The organism is Lelliottia sp. AC1, from assembly GCF_023278595.1.
Classification (GTDB): Bacteria; Pseudomonadota; Gammaproteobacteria; order Enterobacterales; family Enterobacteriaceae; genus Enterobacter; species Enterobacter nimipressuralis.
This window is the reverse complement of sequence record NZ_CP025699.1, coordinates 4,110,412-4,121,970: the sequence shown is the minus strand read 5'-3', so window position 1 is coordinate 4,121,970 and position 11,559 is coordinate 4,110,412. Positions and strand designations below refer to the sequence as shown.

At 56.2% G+C, this 11,559-nt stretch carries 14 protein-coding genes; 3 read left to right on the top strand and 11 right to left on the bottom strand.

Features of this window, described 5'->3' with window-relative positions; translation table 11 throughout:
- Window positions 1-5 precede the first annotated feature (5 nt).
- The 7 genes from C0560_RS19650 to C0560_RS19620 all read right to left on the bottom strand — a co-directional run bounded on the left by C0560_RS19650 (window position 6) and on the right by C0560_RS19620 (window position 4,976).
- Window positions 6-257: an acyl carrier protein gene (locus C0560_RS19650; RefSeq protein WP_100780796.1), complete on the bottom strand. Its 252-nt coding sequence runs from the start codon at window positions 255-257 to the stop codon at window positions 6-8.
- Between the two features lie 13 nt (window positions 258-270).
- Window positions 271-528 carry a phosphopantetheine-binding protein gene (locus C0560_RS19645; RefSeq protein ID WP_100778537.1) on the bottom strand — a complete coding sequence of 86 codons (258 nt, stop codon included), beginning with the start codon at window positions 526-528 and terminating at the stop codon, window positions 271-273.
- Entirely contained in the window at window positions 509-1,324 is an 816-nt protein-coding gene (locus C0560_RS19640) for a 1-acyl-sn-glycerol-3-phosphate acyltransferase (protein WP_248859280.1), read from the bottom strand. The genes C0560_RS19645 and C0560_RS19640 overlap by 20 nt, the downstream gene beginning before the upstream one ends.
- Window positions 1,321-2,043 carry a beta-ketoacyl synthase chain length factor gene (locus C0560_RS19635; RefSeq protein ID WP_102105304.1) on the bottom strand — a complete coding sequence of 241 codons (723 nt, stop codon included), beginning with the start codon at window positions 2,041-2,043 and terminating at the stop codon, window positions 1,321-1,323. The genes C0560_RS19640 and C0560_RS19635 overlap by 4 nt, the downstream gene beginning before the upstream one ends.
- A gap of 64 nt (window positions 2,044-2,107) precedes the next feature.
- Window positions 2,108-3,172, bottom strand: coding sequence for a methyltransferase (locus C0560_RS19630; RefSeq protein WP_123429808.1), 1,065 nt, complete (start codon window positions 3,170-3,172; stop codon window positions 2,108-2,110).
- Window positions 3,173-3,241: 69 nt separating this feature from the next.
- A complete protein-coding gene (locus C0560_RS19625) occupies window positions 3,242-3,631 on the bottom strand; it encodes a hypothetical protein (RefSeq protein ID WP_107704220.1) in 390 nt (129 codons plus the stop codon).
- A 295-nt stretch (window positions 3,632-3,926) separates the two neighbouring features.
- Window positions 3,927-4,976, bottom strand: a complete 1,050-nt coding sequence (locus tag C0560_RS19620) for an AI-2E family transporter (RefSeq protein ID WP_100778541.1) — start codon at window positions 4,974-4,976, stop codon at window positions 3,927-3,929.
- Window positions 4,977-5,120: 144 nt separating this feature from the next.
- Between C0560_RS19620 and C0560_RS19615 the strand changes: the two genes are divergently transcribed.
- The gene (locus C0560_RS19615; protein ID WP_181826975.1) at window positions 5,121-6,335 is read left to right on the top strand and encodes an MFS transporter; all 1,215 of its coding nucleotides are present in this window, start codon (window positions 5,121-5,123) and stop codon (window positions 6,333-6,335) included.
- 6 nt (window positions 6,336-6,341) lie between these two features.
- Here the strand turns inward: C0560_RS19615 and C0560_RS19610 are convergent, their stop codons facing one another.
- Window positions 6,342-6,899: a DcrB family lipoprotein gene (locus C0560_RS19610; protein ID WP_100778543.1), complete on the bottom strand. Its 558-nt coding sequence runs from the start codon at window positions 6,897-6,899 to the stop codon at window positions 6,342-6,344.
- Window positions 6,900-6,971: 72 nt separating this feature from the next.
- The gene (locus tag C0560_RS19605; RefSeq protein WP_102105306.1) at window positions 6,972-7,637 is read right to left on the bottom strand and encodes a 7-cyano-7-deazaguanine/7-aminomethyl-7-deazaguanine transporter; all 666 of its coding nucleotides are present in this window, start codon (window positions 7,635-7,637) and stop codon (window positions 6,972-6,974) included.
- A gap of 190 nt (window positions 7,638-7,827) precedes the next feature.
- Between C0560_RS19605 and tusA the strand changes: the two genes are divergently transcribed.
- A complete protein-coding gene (tusA, locus tag C0560_RS19600) occupies window positions 7,828-8,070 on the top strand; it encodes a sulfurtransferase TusA (protein WP_100778545.1) in 243 nt (80 codons plus the stop codon).
- 75 nt (window positions 8,071-8,145) lie between these two features.
- On the opposite strand, the gene zntA is transcribed toward tusA, so the two are convergent.
- Both zntA and C0560_RS19590 read right to left on the bottom strand, forming a co-directional pair.
- On the bottom strand, window positions 8,146-10,326 hold the full coding sequence (gene zntA, locus C0560_RS19595; protein ID WP_248859279.1) for a Zn(II)/Cd(II)/Pb(II) translocating P-type ATPase ZntA: 2,181 nt from the start codon (window positions 10,324-10,326) through the stop codon (window positions 8,146-8,148).
- A 75-nt stretch (window positions 10,327-10,401) separates the two neighbouring features.
- Complete coding sequence (locus C0560_RS19590; protein WP_100778547.1) at window positions 10,402-11,028, bottom strand: lysoplasmalogenase; 627 nt, start codon at window positions 11,026-11,028, stop codon at window positions 10,402-10,404.
- Between the two features lie 128 nt (window positions 11,029-11,156).
- Between C0560_RS19590 and C0560_RS19585 the strand changes: the two genes are divergently transcribed.
- Complete coding sequence (locus C0560_RS19585; protein WP_248859278.1) at window positions 11,157-11,516, top strand: DUF2500 domain-containing protein; 360 nt, start codon at window positions 11,157-11,159, stop codon at window positions 11,514-11,516.
- Window positions 11,517-11,559 lie beyond the last annotated feature (43 nt).

Here is an 11,559-nt window from a genome sequence, read left to right as displayed (position 1 = left end):
GCGTCTTACTCTTCGCGCAGAAGCTGTTCTACAGCGTCCACCACGTCCTGAACGGTACGCACCGATTTGAAGGTTTCAGGTTTGATTTTTTTGCCTGTTTTCTTCTGCAGATGAACAATCATGTCGACGGCGTCGATGCTGTCCAGCTCCAGATCTTCGTACAGGCGCGCCTCGGGAGAGATCGCGTCCGGTTCGATTTCAAACAGTTTGGTCAGGAGTCCGCAGACTTCCTGATAAATGGCATTTTGTTCTGTCATAGCAAATTCGTTCTCAGGCGCGTTGGGCATGGATAAATGATGCCAGCGTGGCGACGGAATAGAAGTGCTGACGCATCTCTTCGCTTTCCGCAGAGAGCACAACCCCGTACTGGTTTTTCACTGCCAGGCCAAGCTCCAGCGCGTCGATGGAATCGAGGCCCAGGCCATCACCAAACAGCGCCGCATCCGTTTCGATATCATCGGCGGTAAGTTCGTCCAGATTCAGCGTAGAGATAATAAGATTTTTAATTTCAAGATAAAGCGCTTGCATCATTAATTCCTGACAAAGATTGAAGGCCTGCTGTTAAGCGATGCTGCAGATGCCGGTTCAGCTGGCGCGCTGCCAGAGCCGGTTCTTGTTCTGTTGCATCGTAAAAATCATGAATATTGACCCGTTCACGGACATCAACCGTGAAGAAGGGCTTGCGCGGCGGTACGTCGTACCAGCGGCTTTTTTTATCGAGCAGGTGCTCGCTGCAGTGGATCACCACCACCCGCAGATCGCTGCCGCAGCGCACGGCGATATTGGCCGCACCGCGTTGCAGCGTCATCGCTTCCCCGACGCGGGTGCGCGTGCCTTCGGGGAAAATCAGTAAGGTATCGCCCTGTGCCAGACGTCGCTGGCTGGCGGCGAGCAGGGTATCTGCTTCACTGTTGATCAGATAATCCGCTGCGCGAATCACGCCGCTGACGAAGGGGTTACGCAGCAGGGCGCTTTTCACCAGGCAGTCGGTTTCTGGCATGACTGAGGCGAGGATTACGTAATCAATCAGCGTCGGATGGTTGGCGATGACAAGGCAACCGCGCTCGCTGCGCAGGGCCTCAAGGTTATCAATGCGGTAATCCAGCACGCCCGTCAGGCGCATAACGTTCATGAAGAAACGAAAGCTGGCGGCGATACTGCGGCGTGCCAGCCGACGGCGTTTGACGCGATCGCGCTGAACAATCAGCAGGAGATTAAACCAGACCAGCGACAGAAGCAGTCCGCCCACGCCAAACAGCGCGAAGCAGAATCCGGTCATGATCAGACGCCATAGCCGATTAAGAGTGCTGGCTAACGCGTTCATGCGCGGGACCACTGCCACAGCAGGCGCTCACCGGAAACCACAAACTGCGGCTCGCCAGTAAGATAACGTTGCAGGAACATCAGGCTTTGCGGCAACGGCGGCTCTTCGCCGAGGCTGCCAGAACGGGTTTCGCAGCGCAGCGCATCACCGGCTTCGATCACTAACGCCATCGCATACGGCCAGGTGGGCATGTGCGCGGGTAAATGAGGGTGGTAAAACACCGGCAGTGAACCGTCGAAATCGACCAGCAGAACGCGGGCGTACCCCGCCTGCAGCATGCACAGCACTTCACATAAGCCCTGCTGGAAGGTGTCCAGCCCGGCGGAAAGGGAAGAGGAGACAATCGGCTGGCGCGCGGCGATAGTGAGATTACCCACGGAAGAGTTGTGTACGGACATGGCGAAATCGGTGGGCGACACGGCCTGATCCGTCGCCAGGGCATGCAGAATGCGGTAGTTGCGCTCCAGCTCGCCGTGACGGCTGGTGTAGACCACGGCGTCGATGGCGTGCTTGCGCAGCATCGACAGGCCGCAATCGACGGCCAGCTTGCTGCCAGAGTTGAGGCGACGCGCGGTCATCATCGGCAAATCAGTGAGTTTTGCCTGTGGCGCAGTGGGATCAATGGCGAGCGAATCGCGTGACCACGCCTGCCATTGTTCGGCATCACTGAGACCCGGCGCTCTGGCCTGCCAGTCGATAATGTTAAGTGCAAATTTCATCTACGCGCGTCCGCGATCTATCGTCATTAAATAACGGTGTGTGCCGTCAGGTATTTCACAGAATTTATTGTTCGTTTTTCTGACAAATCAGCAAGGTATGCCCTAACCCTAAATTGTCCAGTCGTTGCTCTACGTGGAAACCCGCCTGCTCCAGGTAGTGATAAAATTTCTCGGCGCTATAAAAGCGACTATTACCATTCGCCATGCAGGTGAAATAGAGCGAGGTCGCGTTCAGGCTGAACGAGGCCGCTTCGAATTTCTGGGCATCCCAGAACAGCTCCATAATGCATAACCGTGCGCCCGGCTTCATGACCTGAGCCACGTTTCCCAGCATGGTGACAATCTGATCGGGAGAGAAGCAGTCGAGGAACTGGCTCATCCACCACACGTCAGCTTCGCCCGGCAGTGCCGCGTTGCTAAGCATATCGACAGCATGGAACCCAATGCGATGAGATAATCCTGCAATTGCGATATTTTCCTGCGCCAGCGCTATTTGCTGCGGGAGGTCGAGGATCGTAATGGCGACATTTTCATCATAGCGGCAACAGCGTAAAGCCCATTTACCGGTATTTCCGCCTACATCGTACAATTTTGTCGGCTTGCTTGCGAATATATATGGCAAAGCGGCATCAAAAGCGGCGTCAGAATAGTAATGATCAAACGCAAACCAACTCTCTTTCGCCTGCGCCGGTAATTGCGACAATGCAGGATAGATAGTCGGCCATTCGCCAAATACCGATAATCCCGCGGGCTTTTCCTGTTTAAGGGAATCGGAGAGATGGAATAAACCCTGATAACAAACGTCCTGGGTAAAATCCATATTTACGCGGGTCATGGTGTCATGCAGAAGAAAATGGCCTATTTTTGCCAGGTAGTACAGCCCCTCTTTATGGGTAACGATTCGTCCGCTTAATCCCATATCCAGCAGGACGCTCACTGCATATTCATTCAGTGTGCTGTTTTTAACAATCTCATCCAGGCATGCACCCTGTTTTCCCTGTTTATCCAGCCAGGCTAAAACGCCAGAGTTACGCAGACAGAGCGCGGTTTGAAACAACATCGGAGCAAAAGCGATACGTTGTGCTTCTGTAATGGCATCCAGCGCACTGAGCGAATCCGTTTCGTACATTATTGCGTAACCTTTAACTGGTCAGAGAAATACGTTATCGGGCCGATAGCGGCCCGACTTTAAACAAATTTACTGCGCGGCGCTTCTGGCGAGATTCAGCTGAATATCTTTGTCGAGATTGCGAACCCAACGGTTGTAATTTTTATGAATCTTACCGTCGCTGGCTTTCAGGTTCAGGCTATTTTCGTAATTAATTGAATAGCTTGTGGCCGTGTACGGGATGCGCACTTCGGCGCTATGGTCGCGTGCCTGCAGGCGGCCTTTGATCATACCAGGACTGACTTCGGTCATAATCCAGTCGCGCTGAAGACCGGCTTTCAGAATCGCCGACTTAACCTGCTCCGCAGAATGGCCCGCGCTGACAGTAGAATGAACCTGATCAACCGGGGCAGTACGCGCACAGCCTGCCAGCGCACCCATAATGGCAAACGCCGCACACCATTTCACAATCTTCTTCATCAACAACTCCGTATCAATAATAGTGATTTCGTCCGCGATATTCACGCAATATAATCCTTAAGATAAATTGAAACCATTGCGTTAAATATCATTCTTGCGTTATTTCTTTTTTTTCATTGCCAATTTAACTTTAATTAACGCGATAGCAATGTAGACAACGATTTTGTTATCGGCTTTGCTAAGAGAATATTCACTTAAATATAACAATTATGCCGATTTAAAAAATCGGCATAGAGTGTATAGACCTGATGAGGAACGTAAACCTACCCCGGTTGGTAGGTTTACGCTAAAAACGTTATCCGGGGAGTCGGCTTTTCGGGCGCCCCGGCCCGAGAAGAATCGCCAGTTTCCCGCCGCCTTTCGTGGTCTCCATCCATATTTTACAGACGCTGGTCAGCGGTACCGAAAGGAGCATTCCCACGGGGCCGAGTAGCCATCCCCATATTAATAATGACAAAAAGACCACCATTGTCGACATGCCCAGACGGTGGCCCATCATGCGCGGCTCGACGATATTCCCGAGTACCATATGCACCGCCAGAAATAGTGCGCCCACCAGCATACATTCGTAAAAGCCGTTGAACAGAAACGCCTGAATCATCGGCGGCACGGCAGAGAGCACCGCGCCGATGTTAGGCACGTAGTTGAGCAGAAACGCCAGCACGCCCCACATAAGCGCGAACTGCACGCCCATCAGCGCCAGCCCCAGCCAGACAATCGCCCCGGTCCACAGGCTCAGCAGCGTTTTCAGCGCCAGATAGTGTGAAACACCCTTCAGCGCGCGGTGCAGCCCGGCGATGTGGATTTGCGGATTGTTTAGGGCGAAACGCAGTTTGTACGGTACGTGGCGCACTTCGAACAGCATAAATACCACCGTCATCACCAGCAGTAAAATGCTGGCCATCGCGCCAGAAAGCCCGGTCATCAGGGTGGTGGCGAAGGTCATGACTTTTTCGGAGTCCATGCGTCTCAGCATGCGTTCAGGGGAGATGTGCAAGTTGAGGAACGGCAGCATCTGCTGCAGATCGACAATCTTGCGCGTCAGCTCTTTATTGTATTTCGGCAGTAGGGTGGAGAACTCACTCAGCGACGCCGCCAGCACACCGAACAGCGCGGTCAGCACGATGAGCATCACAATGACTACGATGGTGATGGCAAGCGGACGCCGCACGCCACGTCGAATAAACCAGGTAACTAACGGATTGAGAACAATGGCAAAAAAAAGCGCCAGCAACAGCTGGACGATAATATCCGCCGCCGCGTGAATGCCAGCGAGAATTACCACCAGACAGGCGAGCTTTAATAAAATGTGGAGGCCCGTCTTGTCGGGCTGGGGGGTTGTCATGCTGATTCCTTTTGTTGTGTGCCCGTTAAGTGTAGCGCCTGGAGACCGCTGCGTTTGACGCCGTTAATCTGAAAGTCGCTGCTGCTTTTCGCCCCATGACGTGGTAATAGTGAAACACTGTTGCAAAATTCCAGGTAGAACCTCATGCCCGTACCTGCCGCCGAACCGGCGCTGAGCGGATTGCGCCTCAATCTGCGCATTGTTTCTGTTGTCATGTTTAACTTCGCCAGTTATCTCACCATTGGGCTGCCGCTGGCGGTTTTGCCCGGTTACGTCCATGACGTGATGGGATTTAGCGCCTTCTGGGCGGGGCTGGTGATTAGCCTCCAGTATTTCGCCACGCTGATGAGTCGCCCGCAGTCGGGGCGCTACGCGGATCTGTTTGGCCCGAAAAGTATTGTCGTGGTGGGGTTGTGCGGCTGTTTCCTCAGTGGCCTGAGCTATCTGCTGGCGGCGACCACCAGCGGCTGGCCGATGGTTAGCCTGGCGCTGCTGTGTCTTGGGCGTGTGATTCTGGGCATCGGGCAAAGCCTGGCGGGTACCGGCTCGACCCTGTGGGGCGTGGGCGTTGTCGGCACGCCGCATATCGGGCGCGTGATTTCATGGAACGGGATTGTCACCTACGGCGCGATGGCTCTCGGTGCGCCGCTTGGCGTGGTGTGTTACGCGTGGGGCGGGCTGCACGGGCTGGCCATCACCATTATGGTGGTCGCGCTGATTGCAATTTTACTGGCGCTGCCGCGTCCGAAAGTGAAAGCCAACAAAGGTAAACCGCTGCCGTTTCGCGCGGTGCTCGGACGCGTCTGGCCTTACGGCATGGCGCTGGCGCTGGCCTCCGCCGGTTTCGGTGTGATCGCCACCTTCATCACCCTCTTTTACGATGCCAAAGGCTGGGACGGCGCAGCGTTCGCCCTGACGTTGTTTAGCTGTGCCTTCGTTGGCACGCGGTTACTCTTCCCGAACGGCATCAACCGCCTCGGCGGGCTGAACGTGGCCATGATCTGCTTTGCCGTGGAGATTGTTGGCCTGCTGCTGACGGGCATTGCCAGCGAGCCGTGGGTGGCGAAAATCGGCGTGTTCCTCGCGGGCGCGGGCTTCTCGCTGGTCTTCCCGGCGCTGGGCGTGGTGGCGGTGAAAGCCGTGCCACAGCAAAACCAGGGCTCAGCACTGGCGACTTATACGGTATTTATGGATATGTCGTTGGGCGTGACCGGGCCACTGGCCGGGCTGCTGATGGCATGGGCGGGCGTTCCGATGATCTATCTGGCGGCGGCGGGGCTGGTGGGTGTGGCGCTGTTGTTGACCTGGCGCCTAAAAAAACGGCCCCCGGCGCAAGCGACGGAGACCGTTGAATCGTAATGAAAATTATTTGATCACGACGGTATTAATGATGTTTTCCGCAGCGGTTTGCGCCTTCTGCTGATCGTCAGCAGGCAGGGTGATTTGCATGGTCAGCAGTTTGCCGTCCACTTTACCCAGCACCACGGAGGAGTAAGCGGTCTGGCCTTTGGCAGAGATAATGCTGTCCAGCTGTTGCAAGGTGTGGCCTTTCAGTTCGATGGACTTGTTGGTCACGACCTGCAGCTGCGGATCGCGGCTACGCTGTTGATCTTCCAGACGCTTAGTCAGCACGGCCAGGTCTTCGCTGGTGTCGTCACCGACAATCACGATCACCGCTTTCTGCCCGGTGGCGTCTGAATAGACGTGCATGTTGTTCGCCTGGGTACCCAGCTTGCCGCTCTGATCGGTCATATCCGCCGGCAGAGAGAAACTGAGTTTGCCATCCATCAAATTCACCGGTTGTCCGGTGGCGTTACTTTCAGCAGACGCGCCCTGAGCAGGGGTCTTCGTATCGCTGTTATCACAGGCCGCAAGGCCCACAACCAGCAGGCCAATCCCGACATATTTAACCAGATTGCGCATTGACTTCTTCCTTTCGATAAACGGCCATAACGGCTCATTTGTCCATCTTATCACAACTGATAAAGCGAACCTTTAACCAGCCTGTAATGCAGACATTTCGGATTTATCCGCCAGCCTTTTCAGGAGCATATTCAGCAGCACGCCGTACATCGGCAGGAAGAACGCAATGCTGATCAGCACTTTGAAGCAGTAGTCCACCAGCGCGATTTCCATCCAGTGGGCGGCCATAAAGGCATCCGGGCTGCGCCAGAAGGCGATAAAGAAGAAGGCGAGGGTATCGCTGACGTTACCGAACAGCGTGGACGCCGTCGGTGCCATCCACCAGCGGTGGTTCTGTCGCAGGCGGTTAAAGACGTGGACGTCGAGGATCTGCCCCAGCGCATAGGCCATAAAGCTGGCGGCGGCGATACGGGCGACAAACAGATTGAAGTGCGTCAGCGCTTCAAAGCCCTGCCAGCTTCCCATATAGAACAGGGATGAGATGACGTAGGAGATGAACAGCGCGGGCAGCATCACCGCAAAAATAATGCGTCGGGCCAGCGGCGCGCCGAAGATGCGCACGGTCAAATCTGTCGCAAGGAAGATAAACGGGAAACTGAACGCGCCCCAGGTGGTATGGAAACCAAAAATGGAGATGGGCAGCTGCACCAGATAGTTACTGGAGGTGATCACCAGCAGATGAAATAGCGATAGCCAGAACAACGCTTTTACGCGCTGCGATTGAGAGAACTGCGTCATATTGTGACCTTTTTGTGATTTGGGGTGAGGGAACCCAATAAAAACCTACCGGGGTAGGGTTTAAAGCCGCCGCATAATACTGCTTTTGGAGGGTATTGCAATGGCTAATTTTCGCGCAATCGTTAACCTGGTTTGCTTTGCCGAAAACGCGGCGTAAACTACAGCCGTTTTTGATGTGAACGAGAAGATGATGACCAACCTGTTTTCCAGCCCTGACCACACGCTTGATGCACAAGGCCTCCGTTGCCCGGAGCCGGTAATGATGGTGCGCAAAACCGTGCGCAACATGCAGACCGGCGAGACGCTGCTGATCATTGCTGACGATCCTGCCACCACCCGCGATATTCCGGGCTTTTGTACCTTTATGGAACACGAACTGGTGGCGCAAGAGACCCAATCGCTGCCGTACCGGTATCTGCTGCGCAAAGGATAATCGCGTTTGCCGGGTGGCGACGACGCCTTACCCGGCCTACAACATTCTCGCGTGATTATCGCGTTTGCCCGGCGGTTATGACTTCCGACGCAACAACCGCAGGGCGTTGGCTGTCACCAGCACCGTTGCCCCCGTATCCGCCAACACTGCCAGCCACAGACCTGTTATTCCCAGCAGCGTTGTCACCAGGAAGATCCCCTTCAGCCCCAGCGCAATCGTAATGTTCTGACGAATATTGGTACGGGTGGCGCGCGCCAGGGATATCATCTGCGCAAGCCCGGTCAGACGGTTATGGGTAAGCGCCGCATCGGCGGTTTCCAGCGCCACGTCGGTGCCACTGCCCATCGCAATCCCGATCGTCGCGGCTTTCATCGCCGGGGCGTCGTTAATGCCGTCGCCGACCATTGCCAGCGGTGCCTGAGCGTTTAGCCCGGTAACAGCCTGCACTTTATCTGCTGGCAACAATCCTGCCCGGTATTCCAGATCAAGCTCGCTGGCAATCGCTGCCGCTGCACGTGGGTTATCGCCGGTCAAAATCACACCCTGAATACCGAGCTTATGCAGTGCCGCCACGGCCTCTTTGGCATCGTCACGCAGGGTATCGCGCAGGGCCAGAACCCCTTTCGCCACGCCGTCGACAACGACGATCACCACTGTCTGCCCGGCCTGTTCCAGCTCGCGGATCTGCGGGCTGAAGGCGTCAGCGGGGAATTTATCGGCGGCACAGATCAGCACCTGGCGCCCTTCGACTACCGCTTCGATCCCTGACCCCATTAGCGCGCGCTGCGCACTGGCTGCGGGGATCATCAGCCCGCGCGACTGGGCCTCACGCACAATCGCCTGCGCCAGGGGATGGGTCGATCCCTGCTCAACGGCGGCGGCCAGTGACAGCAATGCGTCGTCGGCAGGATAAATTCCGGTAACCTGCGGTTTGCCAACTGTCAGAGTCCCGGTTTTATCGAAGCCGATCTGCTGAACCTGGCTGAGCTGCTCCAGCGCGGCACCGCCTTTAATCAGCGCTCCGCGTCGCGCGGCTGCCGCCAGACCTGAGGTAATGGCCGCAGGTGTTGAGATGACCAGCGCACACGGACAGCCGATCAGCAGCAGCGTCAGCCCTTTATAAATCCAGGCCTCCCACGGGGCGCTGAACAGCAGCGGCGGAACCACCGCCACCAGCAGGGCAATCAGCATAATCACTGGCGTGTAAATGCGGCTGAAGCGATCGATAAAGCGCTCGACGGGCGCACGGCGCTCTTCGGCTTCTTCGATGAGCTTCAGAATCCGGTCAATGGCGCTGTCGCCCGGTTCGGACAGCACCGTGAGCTGCACCAGACGGTCCACGCTGGTGGCCCCGGCAGGGACTTTCTCGCCCGTCTCACGTTCGACAGGAATTGATTCCCCGGTCAGGGCGCTTTCATCGAAACTGGCGTTTGCGGTGATGAGCGTACCGTCCGCGGGCAGACGGCCCCCGGCAGCCACTTCCATTACATCGCCGGGGCGAAGTGCAGTGATGGCGACAGTTTTTCGTTCTCCGTCGACCACGACCGTTGCCGTTTCCGGTTTCAGCGCCATTAACGCGCTGACCCCTTTACGTGCGCGGCTCGCCGCCCAGCCTTCAAGGCGTTCGCCAATCAGGAACAGCAGCAGGACCATCGCCGCTTCTGCCGTCGCACCAATAAACAGCGCGCCAATCGCCGCGACGCTCATTAGTGTTTCAATGGCGAACCAGCTCCCGCTTTTCATCAGGCGCAGGGCCTGACGAGCAATCGGGAACAGGCCGACCAGGGTCGTTGCGATAAACGCCAGATTGCCGAACGGATGATTAAAGTGTTCCAGCGTCCAGCTCAGCGCCATCATGATGATCAGCGTAATGAGCGGCAGATTTTCCCGCAGGGGAGAGATTTTTTCGGCAGGCGTCTGCTCGCTGCGCAGGGAATAGCCCGCGCGGGTGACAGCCGCTTCGACTTGCGCACTGACATCTTTTTCAGCGCTGATGAGCAGCTTTTCGGTCGCGAACAGCACCTGAACGTGGTTTACGCCAGCCACCTGTTTGACGGCGTTTTCGACTTTGCGCGCGCAGGCGGCGCAGTCCATCCCGTTGACGATCCAGGTGTAGCGCTCGCCGTTTTCAGGCAGCACGGGTGCCGTCTGGGTTTCGCATCCGCTGTCGCAGCAGCAGTCGTCTTTCGCAGGCGCGGGGCTGAGTTTCAGCGCCGAGAATTGCGGCACTTTTTTCGGTGTTTCTGGAGTCGACATGGCACTCTCCGGTAATGATAATTTTCTCATTAACCGCAGCATACACTCTGGAGTCGACTCCAGAGTCAAGCACTATTAAATATACAGCGAGCGGACTATCAGGAAATGCCCGGCGAAGTAGCAGGCGGCGGCGATAGCGTTATCCGCGCGGAAGCGACGGCGGTAGTGACTTCCCAGCCAAACAATATTCCCAATCAGCAGCAGGGCGGCACCGAAGAACGCCGACATTGCAGGTGACGTAGGACGGAAGAACCACAGTTCACCGGCCAGCCAGACCATCACCAGCGTCATGGCGATAAAGGTACAGACCGGCCAGCGCATCTCCTCCAGCCGTGTCCAGATCACCGCCACCAGCAGCGCGCCCATGACCAGTAAGATCAGCGGCAACGGCCAGAAGAAGGAGAGGGTCATCTGGCTGGCGAAGTAGATGGTATAGAGCAGATGGGAAAGGAAAAATGCCCCGATGGCATACAGCAAACGCTGGCGCGGCAGCAGGGTAAGCGCGTCACCAATCAGCGAGGCGCACAGACCCGCGAGCACCAGATAGCTCACGGCGTTGAACATCGGCGCCTGCCAGGCGAGCAGCAGCAGGAGCAGCAGGGTCACCGGTTTAAACAGCCAGCGCTGCCACGTTGGACCGCGATACGACGCATCGACATAAAGCCATGCGGAAAAACAGACAGCGATAAATGACCAAAGCATATTAACTCCCTGTATCTGTTATTTTTGAATCATACATTCTGATTCAGTGTAGTGACGCGAGCAGGCGTTTGGCAATGCCGGATAAGCCGCGGTATCCTGATTTCCGCATAATCTGATGGGATTCAACAATGAGCAAAATGCCGCTTTTCTTCGTGGTGGTGGTGGCCATCATCGTCATCGCCGCTTCGTTTCGCTTTGTGCAGCAGCGCCGCGAAAAAGCCGATAATAACGCCACGCCGCTCTTACAAAAACGGGTGGCGGTGAGCAATAAGCGCGAGAAAGCGCTTAATGAGCGCCGTTCCCGGCAGCAACAGGTGACGCCAGCAGGCGCGCTAATGCGCTATGAGGCGAGCTTTAAACCGCAGAGCGGTGGGCTGGAGATGACGTTTCGTCTCGACGAGAAGCAGTACCATCAGCTGACGGTGGGGGATCGCGGGCTGTTGAGCTATAAGGGATCGCGGTTTGAAGGGTTTGCGGTCGAGCCGTAACTCGCCGGGTGGCCCGGTTTACAAAAGCTGTACACCGGGCTGC

Coding starts and splice junctions, on each gene's coding strand:
- C0560_RS19625 (WP_107704220.1), bottom strand. CDS start 3,631: ATGAAGAAGATTGTGAAATGGTGTGCGGCGTTTGCCATTATGGGTGCG.
- zntA (WP_248859279.1), bottom strand. CDS start 10,326: ATGTCGACTCCAGAAACACCGAAAAAAGTGCCGCAATTCTCGGCGCTG.
- C0560_RS19640 (WP_248859280.1), bottom strand. CDS start 1,324: ATGAACGCGTTAGCCAGCACTCTTAATCGGCTATGGCGTCTGATCATG.
- C0560_RS19605 (WP_102105306.1), bottom strand. CDS start 7,637: ATGACGCAGTTCTCTCAATCGCAGCGCGTAAAAGCGTTGTTCTGGCTA.
- C0560_RS19650 (WP_100780796.1), bottom strand. CDS start 257: ATGACAGAACAAAATGCCATTTATCAGGAAGTCTGCGGACTCCTGACC.
- C0560_RS19630 (WP_123429808.1), bottom strand. CDS start 3,172: ATGTACGAAACGGATTCGCTCAGTGCGCTGGATGCCATTACAGAAGCA.
- C0560_RS19635 (WP_102105304.1), bottom strand. CDS start 2,043: ATGAAATTTGCACTTAACATTATCGACTGGCAGGCCAGAGCGCCGGGT.
- C0560_RS19645 (WP_100778537.1), bottom strand. CDS start 528: ATGCAAGCGCTTTATCTTGAAATTAAAAATCTTATTATCTCTACGCTG.
- tusA (WP_100778545.1), top strand. CDS start 7,828: ATGACCAACCTGTTTTCCAGCCCTGACCACACGCTTGATGCACAAGGC.
- C0560_RS19585 (WP_248859278.1), top strand. CDS start 11,157: ATGAGCAAAATGCCGCTTTTCTTCGTGGTGGTGGTGGCCATCATCGTC.
- C0560_RS19615 (WP_181826975.1), top strand. CDS start 5,121: ATGCCCGTACCTGCCGCCGAACCGGCGCTGAGCGGATTGCGCCTCAAT.
- C0560_RS19610 (WP_100778543.1), bottom strand. CDS start 6,899: ATGCGCAATCTGGTTAAATATGTCGGGATTGGCCTGCTGGTTGTGGGC.
- C0560_RS19590 (WP_100778547.1), bottom strand. CDS start 11,028: ATGCTTTGGTCATTTATCGCTGTCTGTTTTTCCGCATGGCTTTATGTC.
- C0560_RS19620 (WP_100778541.1), bottom strand. CDS start 4,976: ATGACAACCCCCCAGCCCGACAAGACGGGCCTCCACATTTTATTAAAG.